Consider the following 18,796-nt stretch of genomic DNA (forward strand, 5'->3'; position numbering starts at 1 on the left):
CGCCGGAGCAGCCCGATGTCCACCCATGATCTGATTGTACCAGCCGCAGCTGCCGCGGCCCGTCCGTGGCGCGAGCGCCTGGGCACGATGGTGCCCATTCTGGTGCTGGCGCCGTCGATAGCGGCGAGTTTCATCTATGTTTTCGTCTTCACGCTCTGGACGCTCTACATCTCGCTGTCCAATTCGTCGCTGTTGCCGACCTATGGGTTCGTCGGCCTGGACAATTACGCTTCGCTCTGGGCAAACCGGCGCTGGAACATCGCCTATACCAATCTCTTCCTGTTCAGCGGCTTCTATATCGTTGGCTCGATGGCCGTTGGCCTGCTGCTCGCGATCGCGATCGACCAGCGCGTCCGCGGCGAGGCGGTTTGGCGCACCATCTTCCTCTATCCGTTGGCGGTGTCCTTCATCGTCACCGGTACGGTGTGGAGTTGGCTCTATAATCCTGTCGACGGTATCCAGGCCTTCGTTCGCGGGCTTGGCTGGACCGACTTCAGCTTCGCCCTGACGGCCAACCGCAACACTGCGATCTATGCGGTGATCATAACCGGTATCTGGCAGTCGTCCGGCTTCGCAATGGCACTTTTCCTGGCCGGTCTGCGGTCGGTCGATCCGGATCTCGTCAAAGCCGCGCAAATCGACGGCGCGTCGGTATTCCGGACCTATCGGAGGGTCATCCTGCCAACCATCGCTCCGATATTCCTGGCGGTGGCGGTCATTCAGATACAATTCGCCATCAAGACCTTCGACCTAGTGGCGGCGTTGACGCGAGGCGGCCCAGGTGTGTCCACCACCTTCCCCGCCATCTATGTCTACGACCTGATGTTCCAGCGCGGCCAAATCGGCGAAGGTGCCGCCGCGGCGATGATGATGCTCGCGGCGGTCGCGGTGGTGCTGGTGCCGTACTCCTTGTGGATCGTCTGGCGCCGGCGGGCGGAGGGCCGCAATGGCTGAAATTGGCCCTAATGCCCGTTTTGATCCGGAAGAAGCCGCTGCCACGCGCCGGCATTTCTGGAGCCGCTTCCTTGTCTATGCCGTGCTGACGCTTTTCGCGGTCGTCTATCTCGTGCCGCTACTGGTGGTGATCTTCAACTCGTTGCGCGAGCAGTCGGAGATTGCCCGCAACGGCCTCATCTCCGTACCGCGCAGCTTCCGGTTCGATGCGTGGGCGCAGGCCTGGGGATCCTACTGCGTCAGCGGTACCTGCGAGGGAATGAAGCGCAATTTCTTCAACTCCCTGGCCATGACGATCCCCGCCACCATCATCTCGACCATTCTCGGCGCCATGAACGGCTACATCCTCTCCAAATGGCGCTTCAGGGGCTCCGAACTGATCTTCAATCTGATGCTGCTCGGCGTATTCATGCCCGGCCAGATTTCGTTGATGCCGTGGGCGTTCCTGCTCGGCAAGCTCGGCCTGACCAATTCCACATACGGGCTGGTGTTGATCCACGTCGTCCAGGGCATCTCGTTCACCACCCTGTTCTGCCGCAATTTCTACGTCAGCATACCGGACGACCTGATCAAGGCGGCACGCATCGACGGCGCCGGGTTCTGGCGGATCTTCCGCAAGATCATCCTGCCCCTGTCGCCGCCCATCCTGATCGTCACCGTCATCTGGCAGTTCACCGGCATCTGGAACGAGTATCTGTTCGGCGTCGTCTTCACATCGGGCCAGCAGCAGCCGATCACAGCGGCACTGGTCGCGCTCACGGCCGGCGGCACGACCGCGCGTGCTTACGATGTGATGAGCGCAGCCGTGCTGATCGGCGCGTTGCCTCCGCTGCTGATCTATCTGTTTGGTGGAAAATACTTCGTGCGCGGCCTCACCCAGGGCGCCATAAAATGAGGCGTCGCCCATGTCCGCGTTGATGATCCGCAACCTTCACAAGAGCTACGGCTCGCTCGAGATTCTTGCCGGCATCGATCTCGAGGCTAAGACCGGAGAATTCGTCGCCCTTGTCGGCCCGTCGGGTTGCGGCAAGTCAACCTTGCTCGCCATGATCGCCGGACTGGAAACCGTCACGTCGGGCGAGATATGGATCGGCGACCGGCTGGTGAACTCGGTGCAACCCAAGGACCGCGATATTGCGATGGTGTTCCAGTCATACGCTCTCTATCCCACCATGACGGTGCGCCAGAACATCACCTTCGGCATGGAGAGCCGCGGCGTGCCAAAAGCGGCGCAGGCGGAAGCTGTCAAGCGGGTTACCGCACTCCTGCAGATCGAACAGCTGCTTAAACGCAAGCCCGGCCAGCTCTCGGGAGGCCAGCGGCAGCGCGTTGCGATGGGGCGTGCCCTCGTGCGCGACCCGAAGCTGTTTCTGTTCGACGAGCCCTTGTCCAACCTCGACGCCAAGCTGCGCGTCGACATGCGTACCGAAATCAAGAAGCTTCACCATCGCGTCGGCAAGACCACGGTGTATGTCACCCATGATCAGGTCGAGGCGATGACGCTTGCATCCCGCATTGCGGTGATGAACCAGGGCTCGGTACAGCAGTTCGACACGCCGAAACGGATCTACGACCGGCCGACCAACATGTTCGTTGCCGGTTTCATGGGATCGCCGGCGATGAATTTCATTCCCGCCCGGCTTACGGGCTCGACCAGCATCTCGGTACGCGCCGCTGACGGCAGCGACGTCAGCCTCGCCCTTGCCGCGCCGATGCCCGCCGGCGCGCCAAAGGACGTCGTGCTCGGTATCCGGCCGGAACACATCTACCGTTTCACGACCGATCTGAAGTCGCGCAAACCTGCTGTAGCGTCCATGCAGGCGCCGGTCGAATTGGTCGAGCCTACCGGGGCCGAGACGCTTGCCGTGCTCAGGCTGGGTGACCTGGAGATCACCGGCCGTTTCGAGCCGGATGACGCTCCCGTCATGGGCGAGACGATAACGCTCGGCATCGACATGTCGCGCGCCTGTCTGTTCGATCCAACAACCAAGGCGCTTCTGTAGTTTGATGTCCGTACAATTCGCGACTTATCCAAGCTTGACCGATCGGGTCGTGCTGATCTCCGGCGGCGCCTCCGGTATTGGCGCCGATATGGTCCGCGCCTTCGTGGCGAACGGCGCCCGGATAGCCTTTCTCGATGTGCAGGACGAACCAGCGGAGGCGTTGGTGCGCGAGCTCGCTGGTGCCGCCGGGCAGGCTCCGTTATATCTCCATTGCGATGTGACCGACGTCGATGCGCTAAAGGCGTCGGTAGCACGCGTACGCGCGCGGCTTGGTCCGGTCGCCGTCCTGGTGAATAACGCAGCCAATGATCAGCGCCATCCCCTCGACGCGATAACGGCCGACTATTGGGACCGCAGCTTCGATGTCAATCTGAGGCATCACTTCTTCGCCGCGCAGGCAGTGCATCCGCATATGAAGGAACTCGGCTTCGGCTCGATCATAAACTTCTCCTCCATTGCCTGGCGGTTCGGAGCGGACCAGATGGTGGCCTATGCCACCGCCAAGGGGGCCGTGGTGGCGCTGACGCGTGCGTTGGCGCGGTCATTCGGACCGGATAACATCCGCGTCAATGCGATCGAACCCGGCGCCGTCATGACCGAGCGGCAGCGCGAGCTGTGGTTCAAGACGCAGGAGGCAGTCGACCAGACGGTGCAGCGGCAATTGATCCGCCGCGTCCTGCTGGGCGAGGAGATTGCACGCACGGTGCTCTTCCTGGCAGCCGACGACAGCCGCATGATCACCAAACAGTCCATTACCGTCGATGCCGGTCTGCGCTAGTGACGCCTCTCCGCTCTCCATTGGAACCGCCAAGCTGATGCTTCGTCTCGGCCTCAACCCCTACGGACTGACCTATCATCTCGGACTGCAGGGCCGCGGCACGCCGCGGCACAATCCGCACGGCGCGGGGCTGGAAGGCTTCATCACGCTGGGGCAGGAACTGGGCGCACGCACGCTCGAGATCTACGAACCCTGGTTGACCGACTTGACTGACGCCGAAATCGTCGCGCTGCGCAGGCGTCTTGCCGCGCTGGACATCGTCCCGGTGGTGAGCGGCGGACTGGTGGTGGCAGGTCCGCTGGACACCGCCTTCCGGGCTGCGCGCCTGCTCGAGGCGACGACGATCCGTATCGCACTGACGCCTGTCCTGTGCGGCGACCGCAATGCGTGGGGTCCGAAATGGAGCGAGTTCAACGCAACGATTCGCGCTGCCTTGACGGAATGGGGGCCGCGTGCGGCGGCCGAGGGACGCGTGCTCGGCATCGAGAACCATCAGGACTTCGGCAGCGACGAACTGGTTGCGTTCTGCGAACTTGGCGGACCGGGTGTCGGCATCACCTACGACACCGGCAACACCTTTCCTGTCGGCGAGGCGCCGCTTGCCTTCACGCGCCGGATCGCGCCCCATGTCCGCCACGTTCACCTCAAGGACTATCGCGTCCAGTTCACGGATGAGGGCTACCGTCTGGTCCGCTGCGCGATCGGCGACGGCGCCGTGCCTTTCGCCGAACTGGCAGCCATCCTTGGCGAGCACCACGACACGCTGACGGCGGTGCTTGAGCCCGGCGCGCTGGAGGCTCGTCACGTTCGCTGTCTCACCGACGACTGGTGGAACGGATATGCGCCGAAGACCGCCCGCGAATTCGCGGCCTGCCTGAGTGCTGCGCGCCTGAACCGCCTTGGGGACGACGCCGACTACCGCACGCCATGGGAGCGCGATGATGACGGTGCGCTCGTTTCGTACGAGCTCGACATGATCCGGCGCAGCGCCGCCAACATGATGAAATTCGATTTCATTGCAATGGAGAAATCAGCATGACTGCCCGAGAACTCAGCGGCCTGACCGCCTTCGTCACCGGCTCGGGACGCGGCCTCGGCCGCGTGATGGCCGACCGCTTGGCCGAACTTGGCGCAAACGTCGCGGTCCACGACCTCGATTGGGCCCGGCCATCTCAATATGGCGAATTCGCGGACCTCGGCGACTCTGCCAGGGGCTTGGAGAAGCACGGGACGCGCATCACCGCGGTCACCGGCAACATCGGCGACAAGCAAGCTGTCGCGGAAATGAAGAGGAAGATCGAGGCGGAGCTCGGCGACGTGCACATCTTGGTAAACTGCGCCGGCGGCGACATCGGCGCCAAGGGCGTAAAGCCCAATCCCAACAACGCACTGGACATCGACTACGAAGACATCAAGGTTCTAACCGAGAACAACCTCATCGGCACGATGCTGGTCTGCCAGGCGTTCGTTCCGCCGATGGTCAAGCGTGGCTCGGGCTCGGTGATCAACATCGCCTCGGCGGCAGCGCATATCGGCTGCTCGCCCGAGGTGGTCTACTCGACGCTCAAGGCGGCTGTTGTCCATTATACGCGCTGCCTCGCCAAGGAACTGATCGACGATGGCGTACGCGTCAATGCGGTGAGCCCCGGCGCCACCAAGACGGCGCGGTTCCAGGCGAGCCGCGTGGTCGATCCACAGCGCATGGATTCGAGCAAGAAATCGCTGAACCGGTATGCGGAGCCTGAAGAGATCGCCGACGCGGTTGCCTTCCTCGCCGGTCCGCGCGCGCGCTTCATCAACGGGCAGGTAATCCGCGTCGATGGCGGTTTCACGATCTTTCCAGGTTAGGCCGCGATCGTCCAGATCGGGTACCGGCAGCAACTTCGGCATCGCGCGCTGTAGATAGCTCCGCCCGAGTTCGGCCAGAACTATGCACTGCATTACAGTCGGAGCTTGACAAAAACTGCGGTATAGCGGGTATATTAATCGAATAATATGTCGCCATCCATTGTGAGGAAGGCGGTGGCAAACCTGGAGGAGACCAAGATGCGCCGCTACAAGTCAGTCGGGTTCCTGCACGGTGTGGTTTTAGGCGTGGCCCTGACGACCGCGAGTGCAGCCCATGCCGAGACCCTGACGCTCTATTGGAACGCCGGCCACGCCTATCAAGCTTATGCCGACGCAATAGCAAAGTTCGAGGCCGATCATCCCGGATGGTCGGTGCAGTGGGAGAAATTCCAGTGGCCGGATATGCGCACCAAGCTGGTGGCGGATTTTGCGGCGAAGAGTCCGCCCGATCTTGTCGCCGAACCCGGCGGCTGGGTGCAGGAATTCGGCCAGCGGAATCTGCTGCGGCCGCTGAACGACTTCATCCAACAAGACGGCAAGACGATCGGCTATCCCGACGACTGGCAAGCCTATTCCGTCGAGCGTAACAAGCTCGGCGACCAGTACTATGGCGTCCAGATCCACCTCACCTGCGCCACCCTCGTCTACAACGTCGATATGCTGAAGCAGGCGGGCTTCGACGCGCCGCCTGCGACCTGGGAGGAGTTCCTGAAGGTTGCCAAGGCGACGACGACCGGCGCCCGCTTCGGCTTCGCTCCCAACCCGAGCATCGGATATTACTCGTCGTGGCTGCTGCAGAACGGCGTGACCTACTACGATCCCAAGACAAACAAGGTCAATCTCGACAGTCCAGAGGCGATCGAAGCGATCCAGTTCCTCGCCGACCTGATCCACAAGGAAAAAGCAGCGACCAAGCCGGCGGCGGGTGCTGACTATGAGGGTCCGCAAAAGCTGTTCACGGCCAACCGGGTCGCCATGATCATAACCGGTCCGTGGGACGTGAAGCCGATCCGCTCGGGCAACCCGAAGCTCAACTGGGCGGTTGCGCCATCACTCAAGCACAAGGTGCAGGCGACGTTCGCGGGCGGCGTCAGCGTGATGATCCCTAAGGACGCCAAGCACCCGAAGGAGGCCTGGGAGTTGTTGAAGCGGCTCGTCGCGCTCGACACGGAACTGGCGGCTACCAAGGAAGCGGGCATGACGATGCCGCGCAAATCCTGGGCCAACAACGCCGAGGTTCAGGCCGATCCGGTCATCGGCAGCTTCAGCAAATGCCTGCCTTACGCGCAAGACGTCACCGCCGAGCTGCGCCTCACCGGCAAGCACGCGCGAATCGAGAAGCTCCTGCAAAGCGCGCTCGAGGATATCATCTACAATCAGAAGCCAGCAGCCGAGATCATGCCGAAATTCGCGGCCGAGGCCAACGTCATCCTGGCCAACAACTAGGCCGATGTTTATCAGCGGCAGCACCGATACGGCCGATACGGACATTCGCGTCGGCGCGATGCCGACCCGGCGAACTGGCCGCTTCAGCCGGCGCACCCGGCAAACGCTTCTCGCTTACCTGCTGCTGTCGCCAGCAATCCTCTATTTCTCGGTCTATTTCTTCTATCCGATCGGACTAGAGTTTTGGGCGAGCCTGTACAGCGGCCAGCCGCTGATCGGCGAGAGCCGATTCGCCGGATTGGACAACTACGTTGCTGCGCTCGGCGACGCGCGCGTTCGGCAGTCGCTCTTCGTGACGCTGGCCTTCGCGATAGGCGTCACCGCGGCCAGCATCGCCATTGGCCTCGGACTGGCGGTCGTGCTCAACCGGCCGATCCCGGGGCGCACTCTGATCCGCGCAATCATCTTCTTTCCCTACATCACCTCCTTCGTGATCGTCGCGTTGATGTGGCAGGCAATTCTCGATCCCTACACTGGCATCTTGAACAGCTTCCTTGCCGAGCTTGGGCTGCCGACCCAGAATTGGCTCGGCGACACCTCGACCGCGTTGCCGACCCTCATCGCCATCACGGTCTGGAAGGATGTCGGCTATGCCATGCTGATCTACCTCTCCGCGTTGCAGTCGATCCCGTCCGACTTCTATGATGCCGCATCCATCGACGGCGCCACGCCGACGCAGCAATTCCGCTATCTGACCTGGCCGTTGTTGACGCCGACCACGCTGTTCATCGCGGTCGTCAGCACGATCAGCCAACTGCAGGAGCTGGCGCCGGCCTACCTGATAACCAAGGGCGGACCGGCCGACGCGACGCGGTTCTTCAGCCTGCACGTGTTCGAGGCAGCCTTCTTCGAGCTCAACATCGGCTACGCCTCGGCGCTGTCTTTCCTGATGTTCCTGCTGATCCTGGCCATCACCTTCGTTCAGTTCCGCCTGCTCAACCGCGAAACCACCTATTGAGGTTGGCATGACATTGGCAAAAACGCTCCCGTCCTACCTACTGCTGCTCTTCTGCGTGGCGCTGTCGATCTTTCCGTTCCTCTACATGCTTTCGCTGTCGCTGCAGAGCGATGCCGACGTCTTCAGCGGCATTCCGATTCTGATCCCCGAGACGTGGCAATTCACGAATTACATCGACATCTGGCAGAAGGCGCCGTTCGCGCGTTTCACGCTCAACAGCTTCATCATCGCCGGCGGGATTACCTTCCTCCATCTGATCTTCGATCCGTTGATCGGCTACGTCTTCGCGAAGATGGAATTCGCCGGTAAGCGCGTCATGTTTGTCGCGGTGCTGTCTACGCTGATGATCCCATTCTTCATCCGCATGATCCCGCTCTATGTGCTCACCGCGCGGATGGGATGGCTCAACACCTATCAGGGCCTTATCCTTCCATTCGCCATGAGCGCCTATGGAATCTTCCTGATGCGGCAGTTCATCCGTCCGATTCCCGACGAGTTGCTTGACGCTGCACGGATGGACGGCTGCTCGGAACTCGGCCTTTACTGGCGCATCGTGCTGCCGCAGGTCCGTCCGGCACTGGCGACGCTGGCCCTCCTCACCTTCGTGTTCCAGTGGAACGAATTCCTCTGGCCGCTGGTCGCCGTCAACACCACCGAAATGCGGCCGATCACGACGGGACTGACGCTTTTCAACCAGGAATTCTTCACCCAGTGGAACCTGACGGCGACGGGCGGGATCATTCTCTTCATCCCGAGCCTGCTGCTGTTCCTCTTCACGCAGCGCTACTTCGTCCGCAGCGTGATGCTGGCAGGCATGAAATGACCATTCGGAGCCATTGCACCCTATGACGTCCCGCCGACCGAACGTAATCGTCTTCTTCACCGACCAGCAGCGTTGGGACACCGTTGGCGTCCATGGCAATCCGCTCGAGCTTACGCCAAATTTCGACCGCCTCGCCGGGACCGGCACGTTCGTGGCGAATTCGTTTACCTGCCAGCCCGTTTGCGGACCCGCCCGCTCCGTATTCCAGACGGGGCGGTACCCGACCATCACCGGCTGCTACCGCAACGACATCCCACTGCCGAAGAGCGAGCGCACGCTCGCGCATCATTTCACCGCGGCAGGTTATGACACCGCCTACATCGGCAAGTGGCACCTGGGGTCCGCCGAGCCGGTCACCCAGGAACAACGCGGCGGCTATCGCTACTGGCTGGCCTCCAACATCCTGGAGTTCACTTCCGGCCCCTTCGACACCGTCGTCCACGACAATGACGGCAAGGCGGTGAAGCTGCCGGGATACCGCGTCGATGCCCTAACCGACGCTGCAATCCGCTATGTCGCATCGAGGGAAGACGAGCCGTTCTTTCTATTCCTGTCCTTCCTCGAGCCGCATCACCAGAACCAGACGGACAACTACCCTGCCCCGCTCGGATACGAGGACAGGATCCGCAAGAAGCTCGCCATTCCCGGCGATCTCGCCGCACTTGGCGGCACGACAGCGGAACATTTCCCCGGCTATCTGGGCATGGTCGCACGCCTCGACGAGGCGTTTGGACGGCTGATCGAGGCGCTCTACAGCCTTGGCCGGCTTGACGACACGATCATCCTCTTCACCTCCGACCACGGATGTCACTTCAAGACTCGCAACAACGAATACAAGCGTTCCTGTCATGAGGCGTCGATCCGCGTGCCGACGCTATTCCACGGCCCCGGCTTCCAGCGCATCGGCACATATGAAGGCCTGGTCAGCCTCGTCGATCTCGCGCCGACCCTGCTCGCCGCGGCCGGCCTGAAAGTGCCCAATTCGATGCAGGGCGTCTCGCTGCTCGACGCACTGCAGGGCGAACGGCCGCCGCGCGACGAGATATTCATTCAAATCAGCGAGCACCATGTCGGCCGCGCCTTGCGCACCAGACGGTGGAAATATGAGGTCGAGGCACCGGGAAAAGACGGCTGGCGGGATTCCGGCAGCGATTTCTATGTCGAGGCGAGACTCTACGACCTCGATGCCGATCCAAACGAACTAATCAATCTCATAGCTTCGCCCGATCACGCAGCGACGCGTGCATGGCTGCGAGGCCGCATCGTTGCCCTGATGGAGGAGGCCGGCGAGGCAAGGCCCGAGATCCTTGCCGCCGGGCATGGAAGCTGGAATGAAATCCGGCTGAGCGACAGCTGATCATGTCACGTCGCGCAGCGGATCCAACAATGCACGAGAGAAGTTCCGATCGCAGAAAGGCGCCGACCATGGCCGATGTCGCCCGGCGCGCCAATGTATCGACCGCTGCCGTGTCGTACCTGCTCAGCGGCGACAGCACGCGCCTGAAGTTCGTCGGCAAGGAGGCGCGGCAGCGCATCCTCGAGGCCGTCGCTGAGCTCAACTATGTGCAAAACCGCACCGCGCGGCAGCTGCGCCGCCAGCAGGCCGAGCGAATCTGCCTTGTACTGCCTCGTCTCGGCGTGCCGTTCAGCGACCGGATCGCGCAGGATATCCAATCTGGAGCGGCGCTGAGGGGATTTTCGACAATTATCACCGCGGGAGACACCTGCGAACGAACCGACCGGATCGTGAGGGAAATCGAGAGCGGGCTGGCAGACGGCATTATCGCCGACTGGCAGCATCTCTCCGAGCCCGAGGTGATGCTCTTGGCCGCGCGCCTGGCGGCCGCGGGCCGGCCAGCGGTGATCTTCCATCCGACCATCGAGCCGGCAGGCTTCTCGGTTGTGCGCCAGCATACCGGCAGGGCCGTCTTCGAGGCACTCGACTACCTCTACCGAGCCGGCCATCGCTGCATCGCCTATATGGTGCATGAGCAAGCGGTGGACGGGAGCCGTCTCGCCGCCTATCGCAGCTTCCTGCAAACACGCGGCCTTCCGCTGCGAGACGACCTGGTGATCGGCGGTGCAGAGGCGCGCAAGGCTGCGTTTGCCAATGCTACGGCGCTGGCCGCCCGCGCGGATCGGCCGACCGCGCTTTTCGTCGAATCCGATCTTGCCGCCGTGACCGCCCTGCACGCATTCGAGGAGGCCGGCCTCTCCGTGCCCGGCGACATTGCAGTCATCGGCTGCGGCAATATCGACGAGGGCGAATTCAGCCATCCGGCATTGACGACAATCGGCCCCGAAACTGCCCACTACGACCATCTTGCCGATCATCTGATCTCATTGATCTCGGCAACACCGGGCGCAATACCTACCCTTTTCAGCGTTTCGTGGCAGTTGGTCCGTCGCGCGTCCGCATGAGCAGGATCGCCGCTATTTGACGCCCACGCTTTCAGGCCAGAGGACCTGGATTTCCTTTGGCAGCGCATCCCGCACCTTTGCCGACTGGCCAAGGTCTATATGCCGTGCAAGCACACGCAGCACTGAGCGTGCCGCATCCTCGGGATCGACAGGACGGGTCGATTTCAATTCATCGGCGATGTGTTGCAGGAACTTCTCGAGCGAGCGTGTCTTGTCGGGCATGTCGGCGGGCCGATAGCGATCATAGTAGGCGCCGCGCACGAGCAGCGGCAGTTCCGCTCCCAATTTGGCCGCCAGTCCGATCTGCAGCCTGTCGCGAAGGGTTCGCAGAACGGCGCCCAATGTATGCCAGGCCACGTGTCGATCCGGACCAAGATCCGCCATGATCTCGTCAAGCCAGATGTTTGTTATTTGCAGCGTTTTGTCAAAAACGTCCAAGCCGGTTGCGCTCATCGTCGCCTCCTCGAAAGGTTCTGCGGGCGAAACGGCGACCGGAGATTATTGTTTCGTGGTCCTGTGAAAATCGTCCTGGCAAAGCGGCGGAAACCGGTTCGGTCGGAGAGCCTGTCGGCGTCAGGTCTGCTCGACACTCTGCATCTGCTGGATTTCGGCGATCTGTCGGAAGCGGCCGTTTTCACCCCGTTGAGTGCAGTCACAGCGGCCAGATTGTCACCCTTTTCATCCCACCGAACGGGCTCGCGATAAGCGATTCCCTTGAAACGGATATTGTGCACCGCCGCCAGAACGTCGCGCCGGCTCGGATGTCCCTTGGATACAGTGCTGGCGTCTTTGATCGCGGCAAGGAGAAGGCAGGCCGAATCGTAGGCATTCACGGCATAATTGCGCTTCGGCTTCGCCGTCCGACGATCTCGCCGGCTTCGGCGAGCGTCGCTTCCAAGCAATCCCTTCGCGCGTCAACCACGCCCGTTCAACCTTCCCACAGTTGTATTCGGCGCCTGCGTTCCGATCATTAAAGTCGGCCTTGCTGATCCGAAAGGTGGTTGTCCTCCGCCTAACTGAGCTTGTGCTCATCGGTTCCGAACGCCGTCTCAGCAATGAGACCAGTCCTCACGTTGCCCGAGCCCGGGTATCTCTTGACTGACTGAGCGGCCCGCGCCGACAATGGCATTGGGAAGATGGCGGGATGGCGCCCACGGTGTTCGGCACCACTTGGCGATCAAGCTGCGAAAGGGCTGTCATGGATTGGAAGCTGGAGCTGGTCCCGGTCCCCGTATCGGACGTCGATAGAGCAATTGCCTTTTATGTTGGGAAGGTCGGCTTTCATCTCGATCACGACCACACCGTAAGCGACGAGATACGTTTCGTGCAATTGACGCCGCCCGGTTCGGCCTGTTCGATTGCCATGGGCAAGGGCCTCGTCGACAGCCCCCCGGGATCCATAAGGGGCCTGCAACTCGTCGTGCCCGATATCGATGAGGCTCACCGGTACCTGGCCGCTCAAGGTATCGAGGTCAGCGATATCAAGGATTTTCCCTGGGGCAGATTTGTCTTCTTTGAGGATCCCGACGGCAACACCTGGTCTGTCCAGCAACTTCCACCTCGCAGCTGAGACGGCACGCTGCGGCAGGGTCGTGCCCCGACACAGATAGCGCGGGATGCACGGTTCAATTCGAACGCATCCCGGCCTAACGCCTCTTCTCGTCGAAGGCGGCATTCCAATTGTGATAAGGCGCGCGATAGGTGGGGATGCGGTCCTCGACATCGACAAGCGCTTCGAACGGTTTGTGCGGTTCGGCCTGATACCAGAAGGCGACCGACGAAATGTCGTCCGAGCGGCGATTGGCGTGACCGTGCTCGATGGTCACCCGGATGCGTTTGTGGAAGATGACCGGGTCCTCTATGTGCCAGCGATAGAGCGTAACCGGCTCGGTCCAGTTCGGCCCGCCGGCGGCGATGATGCCGTGATAGGGCGCGCTGTAGTCCTGTGTCGGGCACCATGCCGTATTGAAATAATCTTCCGTGCCGGTGCCGTGCAGCGTCGGCGGCCAGGCATCGTTGGCGCCGGGGCCGGTCTCGCCGCGATCGTCGATCAGTTCGGCCTTCGGTCCGATGCGCGGATCGGGCTTGCGCACTGTATCCGGCACGGAAATGCCCGGCTCGCCATCGACGAAGATCATGTCGTCGCCCTCGCCATACCAGTCCCATAGTGCGGAACGCCGCCGCGAATAGACGGAATAGAGTACGCCGACATAGTGGCCATGACCTTCCGCCTCCAGGATGGTGTAGTTGCCGTTCCCGTCGGTGTTTTCCCCGCCAAACAGGACCTGCTCGTTGGCCAGCCCCGTCTCGTCTATGCCGTCAGGTCGCTGCTGCCTGTATTGGGCGTGGAAGCGGCCCAGGCCTTCCTCGAGTTCCTCATGCAGTTCGAGATCGACATAGTAATAGAAAAGCAGGTCGTCCTCAGCCTCATTGGTGACGGTGAAGCGCATGTGGCTGGCAAACGGCATCGGAAAGTAGCAGTTGAAGGCCTTGCCATCCTCTGGACTTGCCTGCACCGGCAGGCTGGCAAAATTGCGGGTGCGGGCATGGCCCATGCCGAAGAAATCGCCGATCGGCGTTTCGATGCTCGGATGTGCCTCACCATCCCAATAGGCGCGCAATACGATCTTGCGCAGGAACGCCTCGCTCTCGCAGGCGAGCGTCGCCCAGATATGCGTGACGATGCCGGCACCGTCATGCTCGGCAATCACCACCGTCTGGCCGGGTTCAATGTGCAGCCGGTCGTCATTGCCGCCGGTGCGGTCGTAGCTTGAGAACCGGCGGGTTTTGGCGTCGCGCAATTTGGCGAGCCCGCGAAGCGGCGACAGGCCGGCATTATCCATGTGTTTCTCCTCTTGCTTCAGCGGTTATTTCAGGCCGCTTGTCTTGATGGATTCCATGATCTGGCGCTGGAAGATCACGAAGAGGACCAGCATCGGCACGGCGACGATGGTCGAGGCGGCCATGACATAATTCCAGGCGGCGGCGTACTGGCTCTTGAAGTTCGCAATGGCTACCTGCACCACCCAGAGGTTGAGGTCCGATGTGATCGTCAACGGCCACAGGAAAGCGTTCCAGTTGGCGAGGAAGAACAGGATCGCCAGTGCCGACAGGATCGGCCGGCTGAGCGGCAGGATGATGCTCCAATAGATGCGCCAGTAGCCGGCGCCGTCCATGATCGCGGCTTCTTCCAGTTCCCTGGGCAGCGACAGGTAGTATTGCCTGAGCAGAAAGATGCCGAACGCGTTGAAGATCGCCGGAATGATCAGCCCGGCATAGCTGTCCAACATGTGCAGCGTCCGCGTCAAAATGAACAGCGGCACGATGATTACTGGCAGCGACACCAGGAAGGTCGAGAACATGGCGAGGAACAGAATGTCGCGGCCCGGAAAACGCAGCCGTGCGAGCGAATAGCCGGCCATCGAATGGAAGAACAGCGCAGCGACGGTTACTGTGGCCGACACAAAGAACGAATTGAAGAGATAGCGCAGGAACGGCACCTCGGTCAGCACATAGAGGAAATTGCCGAGCGTCGGCCGTTCCGGAATGAGGCTCGGCGTGAAGACGTCGCTCGCCGGCTTGAGCGAGATGACCAGCATCCAGACAAGCGGGAACACCGTCATCAGGCCAAGCGCTGCGGTCGCCAGCATCCAGGCAAGCCTCGCCGCTCGTATCTGCGAACGGCCGGAATGAGTTCGGCCGTCAGTCATGCTCGAAACGTCCGCCGCGCGTCAGCACGAAGAAGAAGACCGTGACCAGCATCAGCGCCAGCACCAGCAGCGATGCCATTGCCGATGCATAGCCGAAGGCGCCGAACTGGAACGCCTGCTTGTAGATGTAGATGATCAGCACCGAGGTCGAATTGACCGGCCCGCCTTTGGTCATCACATAGATCAGGTCGAAGACCTGGCCGCCGGCGACAGCCGCGACGAGCGAGACCAGGAGGACGAAGAAGCTGGTCGGCTTAAGCAAGGGCAAAGTAATGTACCAGAAGCTTGTCACCGGCCCGGCACCGTCGATCTTTGCGGCTTCGTAGTACTCTGCCGGGATGTCCTGGAGCCCGCCGAGGAAGATCAGCATGTAGAAACCCATCAGGAACCAGACGCTGACCAGCACCAGCGTGAACAGCGCCAGATTTGGATCGCCGAGCAGCGAAATTCCGCCGAGACCGACGAGCGGCGCCAGCCGGCTGACGATGCCGACCTTTTCGACCAGCATGAGCTGCCACACGAGCGCCACCACGACCAGGCTGACCATCTGCGGCGCAAAGAACATCGAGCGCATGACCGCGTTGAAGCGGTTGGTCTTCTGCACCAGAAGCGCCAGTCCCAGTCCGGCGACGTAGAGCGCCGGCACCAGCATGACGGCATAGGCTACCGTCACCTTCACGGACGACCAGAACAGCGGGTCGCCCCACATGCGCCTGTAATTGCCGAACCCGACGAACCTGTAGCCGCCGAAGCCGTTGACCTCGAAGAACCCGACGGCGAGCGACAGCAGCATCGGCACGCCGACGAACACCAGTAGGCCAACCGCATCGGGCAGGACGAACAGCCATGCGGCGCAGCGCTCCCTTTGCTTGGCGGTGAGGCCGCGGGCGGAATTCGCGCCCGCGGCTGGCGGTTTCAACTGATCCATGCTGGAAAGGGCCTAAAGGATCGGCGCGCCGGAATAGGAAGCGAGGAACGCATCGAGTTGCTGACTGGCCGTCGTCGCCGCCTGCTGGGCATCAACCCCGCCAAGCTGTGCCGACTGGATGGCGTCGGAGATGATCTTGTACGCCTCCGGCGGAACCCGCGGCTCGGCACGCGTTCCCGGGTGGATCTCCTTGGCGAAGGTGCCGAACTTGCCCGTGCTGAAGACATCGGCGCCGGCCTTCAGCGCGCTGTTGCGCGGCGGCATGTCGCTCTTGGCGACCGTGCACCAGTTGACGACACGGTCGATCGAGGCCTGGTCCATCGAGGCCAGCGCCCAGGCGCAGAACTGGGCGGAGGCATCTGGGTTCTTGCCCCCGGCATTGGCGACGAAGGCCCAGCCGCCGCCGACAGTGACGTATTTGCCATTGGCCGGCGTCGGCAATTTGAAGATGCCGTAGGGCACGTCCTTGGCGTTGTTGTCCATCGCCGAAATGCCCCAGATGCCGCAGTTCTGCATGGCGCACAGCCCTGCCCCGAGATTGGCGACTATGTCGAAACCACCGCCGACCACTTGACGCGGCGCCACGCCGGTATTGATGGCATCCTGCCAGAGTTTCAGCGCCTGGACGGTGGCCGGCGAATCGAAGGCGCTCTTGCCGTCCTTGCCCTGGAATTCGCCGCCGCCCTGCCACAGGAACGGATACCAGGTGAAGTTCTGGTAATAGCCGGGAGTCGTTTCGAACAGCACGCCGTAGCGACTGGGCGTCGTCAGCTTTTTGGCGACCGCCAACAGCTCGTCCCAGGTCTTCGGCACGTCGTTCTCGTTGAGCTTTGCATCCTCGAAGGCTTTGACCGAATAGTAGAAGGCCATCGGCTCGACTTCCATCGGCACACCGTAGATCTTGCCGTCCACCATGCGGTTGGCGATGACGCTTTCCGGGAAATCGGCTTTGGCGGCATCCTCGATATGCGGCGTCAGGTCGGCAAGCACGCCGCCATTGTAATAACGCAGGAAATCGCCGGGGCTGATGAGGAAGATGTCAGGACCCTCGCCCGACGCGAAGGCCGTTGCCAGCTTGGAACCGGAGATGTACTCGCTGTTGACGACATATTCGAGCTCGACCTTCTGGTCGTGGCCGTCGTTCCAGTCGGCCACCAGCTTCTCGAACCACTGGACCTGCGGCTTCACGTCTCCGCCAGGCGCATAGAACTGCCAGAATTTCAGCGGCGCTTCCTGAGCGCGCACGGCCATCCTGTTGATGAACGGGAAGCCTGTGAGGCCGGCGGCAGCGAAAGTGGCGCCGCCCTGGATCAGCCGACGGCGATTCAGGCTGGCCAATGGCCGGTCGCGGGTCGTTTTGTCAGTCATCAATTCCTCCCTTGGATGTTGTTCGGTCGAACGTTGGCGAAGGGACCTCCGTTCCCTTTGCCGGCATCTGGCGTCACGCGCTGTCGAATGGGCTCAACGCGCATGGGATCACTTCGGTGCGCGGCGCGCCCTCGACTTTGCCGCCCAGCCGTTCGAGCAGCATTTCCGTGGCGCGCTTGGCAAGCATTGTCGGACTGTTGCCGACACAGGTCAGCTTCGGCCTGACATATTCCAGTTGAGGCAGGTCATCGAAGACTGCGATGGCGATATCCTGAGGGATATTGATCCCATGGTCGTAGAATTCGGTCAGCGCACCGGAGGCCATCAGATAATTGGCGAAGAACATCGCCGACGGCAGGTTTCCGCCGTGCTTCTCCCTGAGCCAGGTGACCGCTTCCCGCCCTGACGGGGCAAGATAGCTTCCCTCGAACCGCAGATCGGCGGAGATTGGCACGCCATTGTCGGCGAGCCCTTTTTCGAAACCGGCGGCGCGCGCCATCGCCTCCTTGAAAAAGGATGGCCCGGTGACATGGGCGACGCGGCGATGGCCCCTCTTCGCCAGATACTCGCCCATCAGATAGCCGCCGCCGAAATCGTCCAGCTGGACGCTGTCGACAGCATGGTTCGGCAGATGGCCGATGAAGACGGCGGGCAGATCGAGGCTGAGCAGTTCGCTGTGCATGCCGTGCAGCGCGAAGTCGGCAACGATGACGCCGTCGACCCGCTTGCGACCGATCTGGCGCAAATACTCGCGGCCGTGATCCTGTGAATGTCCGCCCGGCACGTCGGTGTTGAAGATCAGCATGTCGAGGCCGACCACTTCGAGCGTCGACTGCGCCGTTTTCACCAGCTCCGGATAGAACGGGTTGCGGATGTCCGGGATCAGCATCGCGATAATGTTGGTACGGCCGGTGCGCAGGCTCTGCGCCTGCGGGTTCGGGGTGTAGCCGAGTTCGTCGATCGCCGCTTGTACGCGCTCACGCAGCGATTTCGATACCCGGTCCGCATGGTTGATGACATGCGACACGGTCGTGCGCGACACGCCCGCTCGCGTGGCAACTTTGGAAATCGTGCTCATGGTGACAGGCTATGGGCACTTGAATGCATTTGCAAATCGATTTTACCGATGTCTCGCAAACTAGGGCCATCAGGCGATTATACAAATGCCAAAAGAAAAGGCCGGGTTGTTAAGCCCGGCCAAGTGTGAAGGTCTATAACCTCCAGAGGGGAACGCGCCGGACGCAATGGGAGGAGACATCCGACGCAATTCGCATATGGGTCTGCATTGGTGGCGTTTCAACGATGCGGCAGTAGACCAACGGCGTTGCTGCCATAGAGCCAGAAACGCAAAGCATTCGAAGGGGCGGTGGATCGCAGCTGCCAGTTGGACACAAAGGTCGCCGAATGCAGGGCAGGCTCCTGGCATTGGGACTTCAGTCTGTAAGCCTATCGACCAAGGACCCGCACAGCCAAACTTTGGTCCGAGGCTGCTATCGCAAAAGCCCGAAATGCGAGAGTTTCAGGAACTGAGTTCCGAGGAGCCCCGTTGCGATGCCGAC

At 61.7% G+C, this 18,796-nt stretch carries 18 protein-coding genes; 12 read left to right on the plus strand and 6 right to left on the minus strand.

Annotated features, from left to right (window positions below; all coding sequences use genetic code 11):
* The first annotated feature begins 15 nt into the window (after positions 1–15).
* From NKH33_RS03250 to NKH33_RS03300, 11 genes are all read left to right on the plus strand, one after another.
* Positions 16–954 carry a carbohydrate ABC transporter permease gene (locus tag NKH33_RS03250; protein WP_352466746.1) on the plus strand — a complete coding sequence of 313 codons (939 nt, stop codon included), beginning with the start codon at positions 16–18 and terminating at the stop codon, positions 952–954.
* Positions 947–1,849 (plus strand): carbohydrate ABC transporter permease, encoded by a 903-nt coding sequence (locus tag NKH33_RS03255; protein WP_352539299.1) that lies wholly within the window; start codon positions 947–949, stop codon positions 1,847–1,849. Before NKH33_RS03250 ends, NKH33_RS03255 begins: the two co-directional genes overlap by 8 nt.
* A 10-nt stretch (positions 1,850–1,859) precedes the next feature.
* Positions 1,860–2,957, plus strand: a complete 1,098-nt coding sequence (locus NKH33_RS03260; protein ID WP_352918172.1) for an ABC transporter ATP-binding protein — start codon at positions 1,860–1,862, stop codon at positions 2,955–2,957.
* A 4-nt stretch (positions 2,958–2,961) separates the two neighbouring features.
* The gene (locus tag NKH33_RS03265) at positions 2,962–3,735 is read left to right on the plus strand and encodes an SDR family NAD(P)-dependent oxidoreductase (RefSeq protein WP_352994495.1); all 774 of its coding nucleotides are present in this window, start codon (positions 2,962–2,964) and stop codon (positions 3,733–3,735) included.
* A 37-nt stretch (positions 3,736–3,772) separates the two neighbouring features.
* Positions 3,773–4,774 carry a sugar phosphate isomerase/epimerase family protein gene (locus NKH33_RS03270; RefSeq protein WP_352918174.1) on the plus strand — a complete coding sequence of 334 codons (1,002 nt, stop codon included), beginning with the start codon at positions 3,773–3,775 and terminating at the stop codon, positions 4,772–4,774.
* On the plus strand, positions 4,771–5,583 hold the full coding sequence (locus NKH33_RS03275) for an SDR family NAD(P)-dependent oxidoreductase (protein ID WP_352918176.1): 813 nt from the start codon (positions 4,771–4,773) through the stop codon (positions 5,581–5,583). Before NKH33_RS03270 ends, NKH33_RS03275 begins: the two co-directional genes overlap by 4 nt.
* A gap of 198 nt (positions 5,584–5,781) precedes the next feature.
* A complete protein-coding gene (locus NKH33_RS03280) occupies positions 5,782–7,029 on the plus strand; it encodes an ABC transporter substrate-binding protein (protein WP_352918178.1) in 1,248 nt (415 codons plus the stop codon).
* A 4-nt stretch (positions 7,030–7,033) separates the two neighbouring features.
* Entirely contained in the window at positions 7,034–7,987 is a 954-nt protein-coding gene (locus NKH33_RS03285) for a carbohydrate ABC transporter permease (RefSeq protein ID WP_352833859.1), read from the plus strand.
* Between the two features lie 7 nt (positions 7,988–7,994).
* On the plus strand, positions 7,995–8,810 hold the full coding sequence (locus NKH33_RS03290; protein ID WP_352539303.1) for a carbohydrate ABC transporter permease: 816 nt from the start codon (positions 7,995–7,997) through the stop codon (positions 8,808–8,810).
* 22 nt (positions 8,811–8,832) lie between these two features.
* Positions 8,833–10,167, plus strand: a complete 1,335-nt coding sequence (locus NKH33_RS03295) for a sulfatase family protein (protein ID WP_352539304.1) — start codon at positions 8,833–8,835, stop codon at positions 10,165–10,167.
* 68 nt (positions 10,168–10,235) lie between these two features.
* Entirely contained in the window at positions 10,236–11,231 is a 996-nt protein-coding gene (locus tag NKH33_RS03300) for a LacI family DNA-binding transcriptional regulator (protein ID WP_352918180.1), read from the plus strand.
* 12 nt (positions 11,232–11,243) lie between these two features.
* Here the strand turns inward: NKH33_RS03300 and NKH33_RS03305 are convergent, their stop codons facing one another.
* On the minus strand, positions 11,244–11,684 hold the full coding sequence (locus NKH33_RS03305) for a DUF2267 domain-containing protein (RefSeq protein ID WP_352448133.1): 441 nt from the start codon (positions 11,682–11,684) through the stop codon (positions 11,244–11,246).
* A gap of 691 nt (positions 11,685–12,375) precedes the next feature.
* Here NKH33_RS03305 and NKH33_RS03310 point away from each other — a divergent pair.
* Entirely contained in the window at positions 12,376–12,801 is a 426-nt protein-coding gene (locus NKH33_RS03310; protein WP_352469607.1) for a VOC family protein, read from the plus strand.
* 76 nt (positions 12,802–12,877) lie between these two features.
* On the opposite strand, the gene NKH33_RS03315 is transcribed toward NKH33_RS03310, so the two are convergent.
* The 5 genes from NKH33_RS03315 to NKH33_RS03335 all read right to left on the minus strand — a co-directional run bounded on the left by NKH33_RS03315 (position 12,878) and on the right by NKH33_RS03335 (position 18,315).
* On the minus strand, positions 12,878–14,074 hold the full coding sequence (locus NKH33_RS03315) for a glycoside hydrolase family 172 protein (protein ID WP_352833851.1): 1,197 nt from the start codon (positions 14,072–14,074) through the stop codon (positions 12,878–12,880).
* A gap of 24 nt (positions 14,075–14,098) precedes the next feature.
* A complete protein-coding gene (locus NKH33_RS03320; RefSeq protein ID WP_352682611.1) occupies positions 14,099–14,941 on the minus strand; it encodes a carbohydrate ABC transporter permease in 843 nt (280 codons plus the stop codon).
* Positions 14,934–15,869 (minus strand): carbohydrate ABC transporter permease, encoded by a 936-nt coding sequence (locus tag NKH33_RS03325; RefSeq protein WP_352767192.1) that lies wholly within the window; start codon positions 15,867–15,869, stop codon positions 14,934–14,936. The genes NKH33_RS03320 and NKH33_RS03325 overlap by 8 nt, the downstream gene beginning before the upstream one ends.
* A gap of 12 nt (positions 15,870–15,881) precedes the next feature.
* On the minus strand, positions 15,882–17,237 hold the full coding sequence (locus tag NKH33_RS03330; RefSeq protein WP_023675491.1) for an ABC transporter substrate-binding protein: 1,356 nt from the start codon (positions 17,235–17,237) through the stop codon (positions 15,882–15,884).
* A gap of 73 nt (positions 17,238–17,310) precedes the next feature.
* Complete coding sequence (locus tag NKH33_RS03335) at positions 17,311–18,315, minus strand: LacI family DNA-binding transcriptional regulator (protein ID WP_352918183.1); 1,005 nt, start codon at positions 18,313–18,315, stop codon at positions 17,311–17,313.
* Between the last annotated feature and the right edge of the window lie 481 nt (positions 18,316–18,796).

Origin of the sequence: Mesorhizobium sp. M1182, from assembly GCF_040318335.1 — a bacterium.
In the GTDB taxonomy this organism is placed as follows: domain Bacteria; phylum Pseudomonadota; class Alphaproteobacteria; order Rhizobiales; family Rhizobiaceae; genus Mesorhizobium.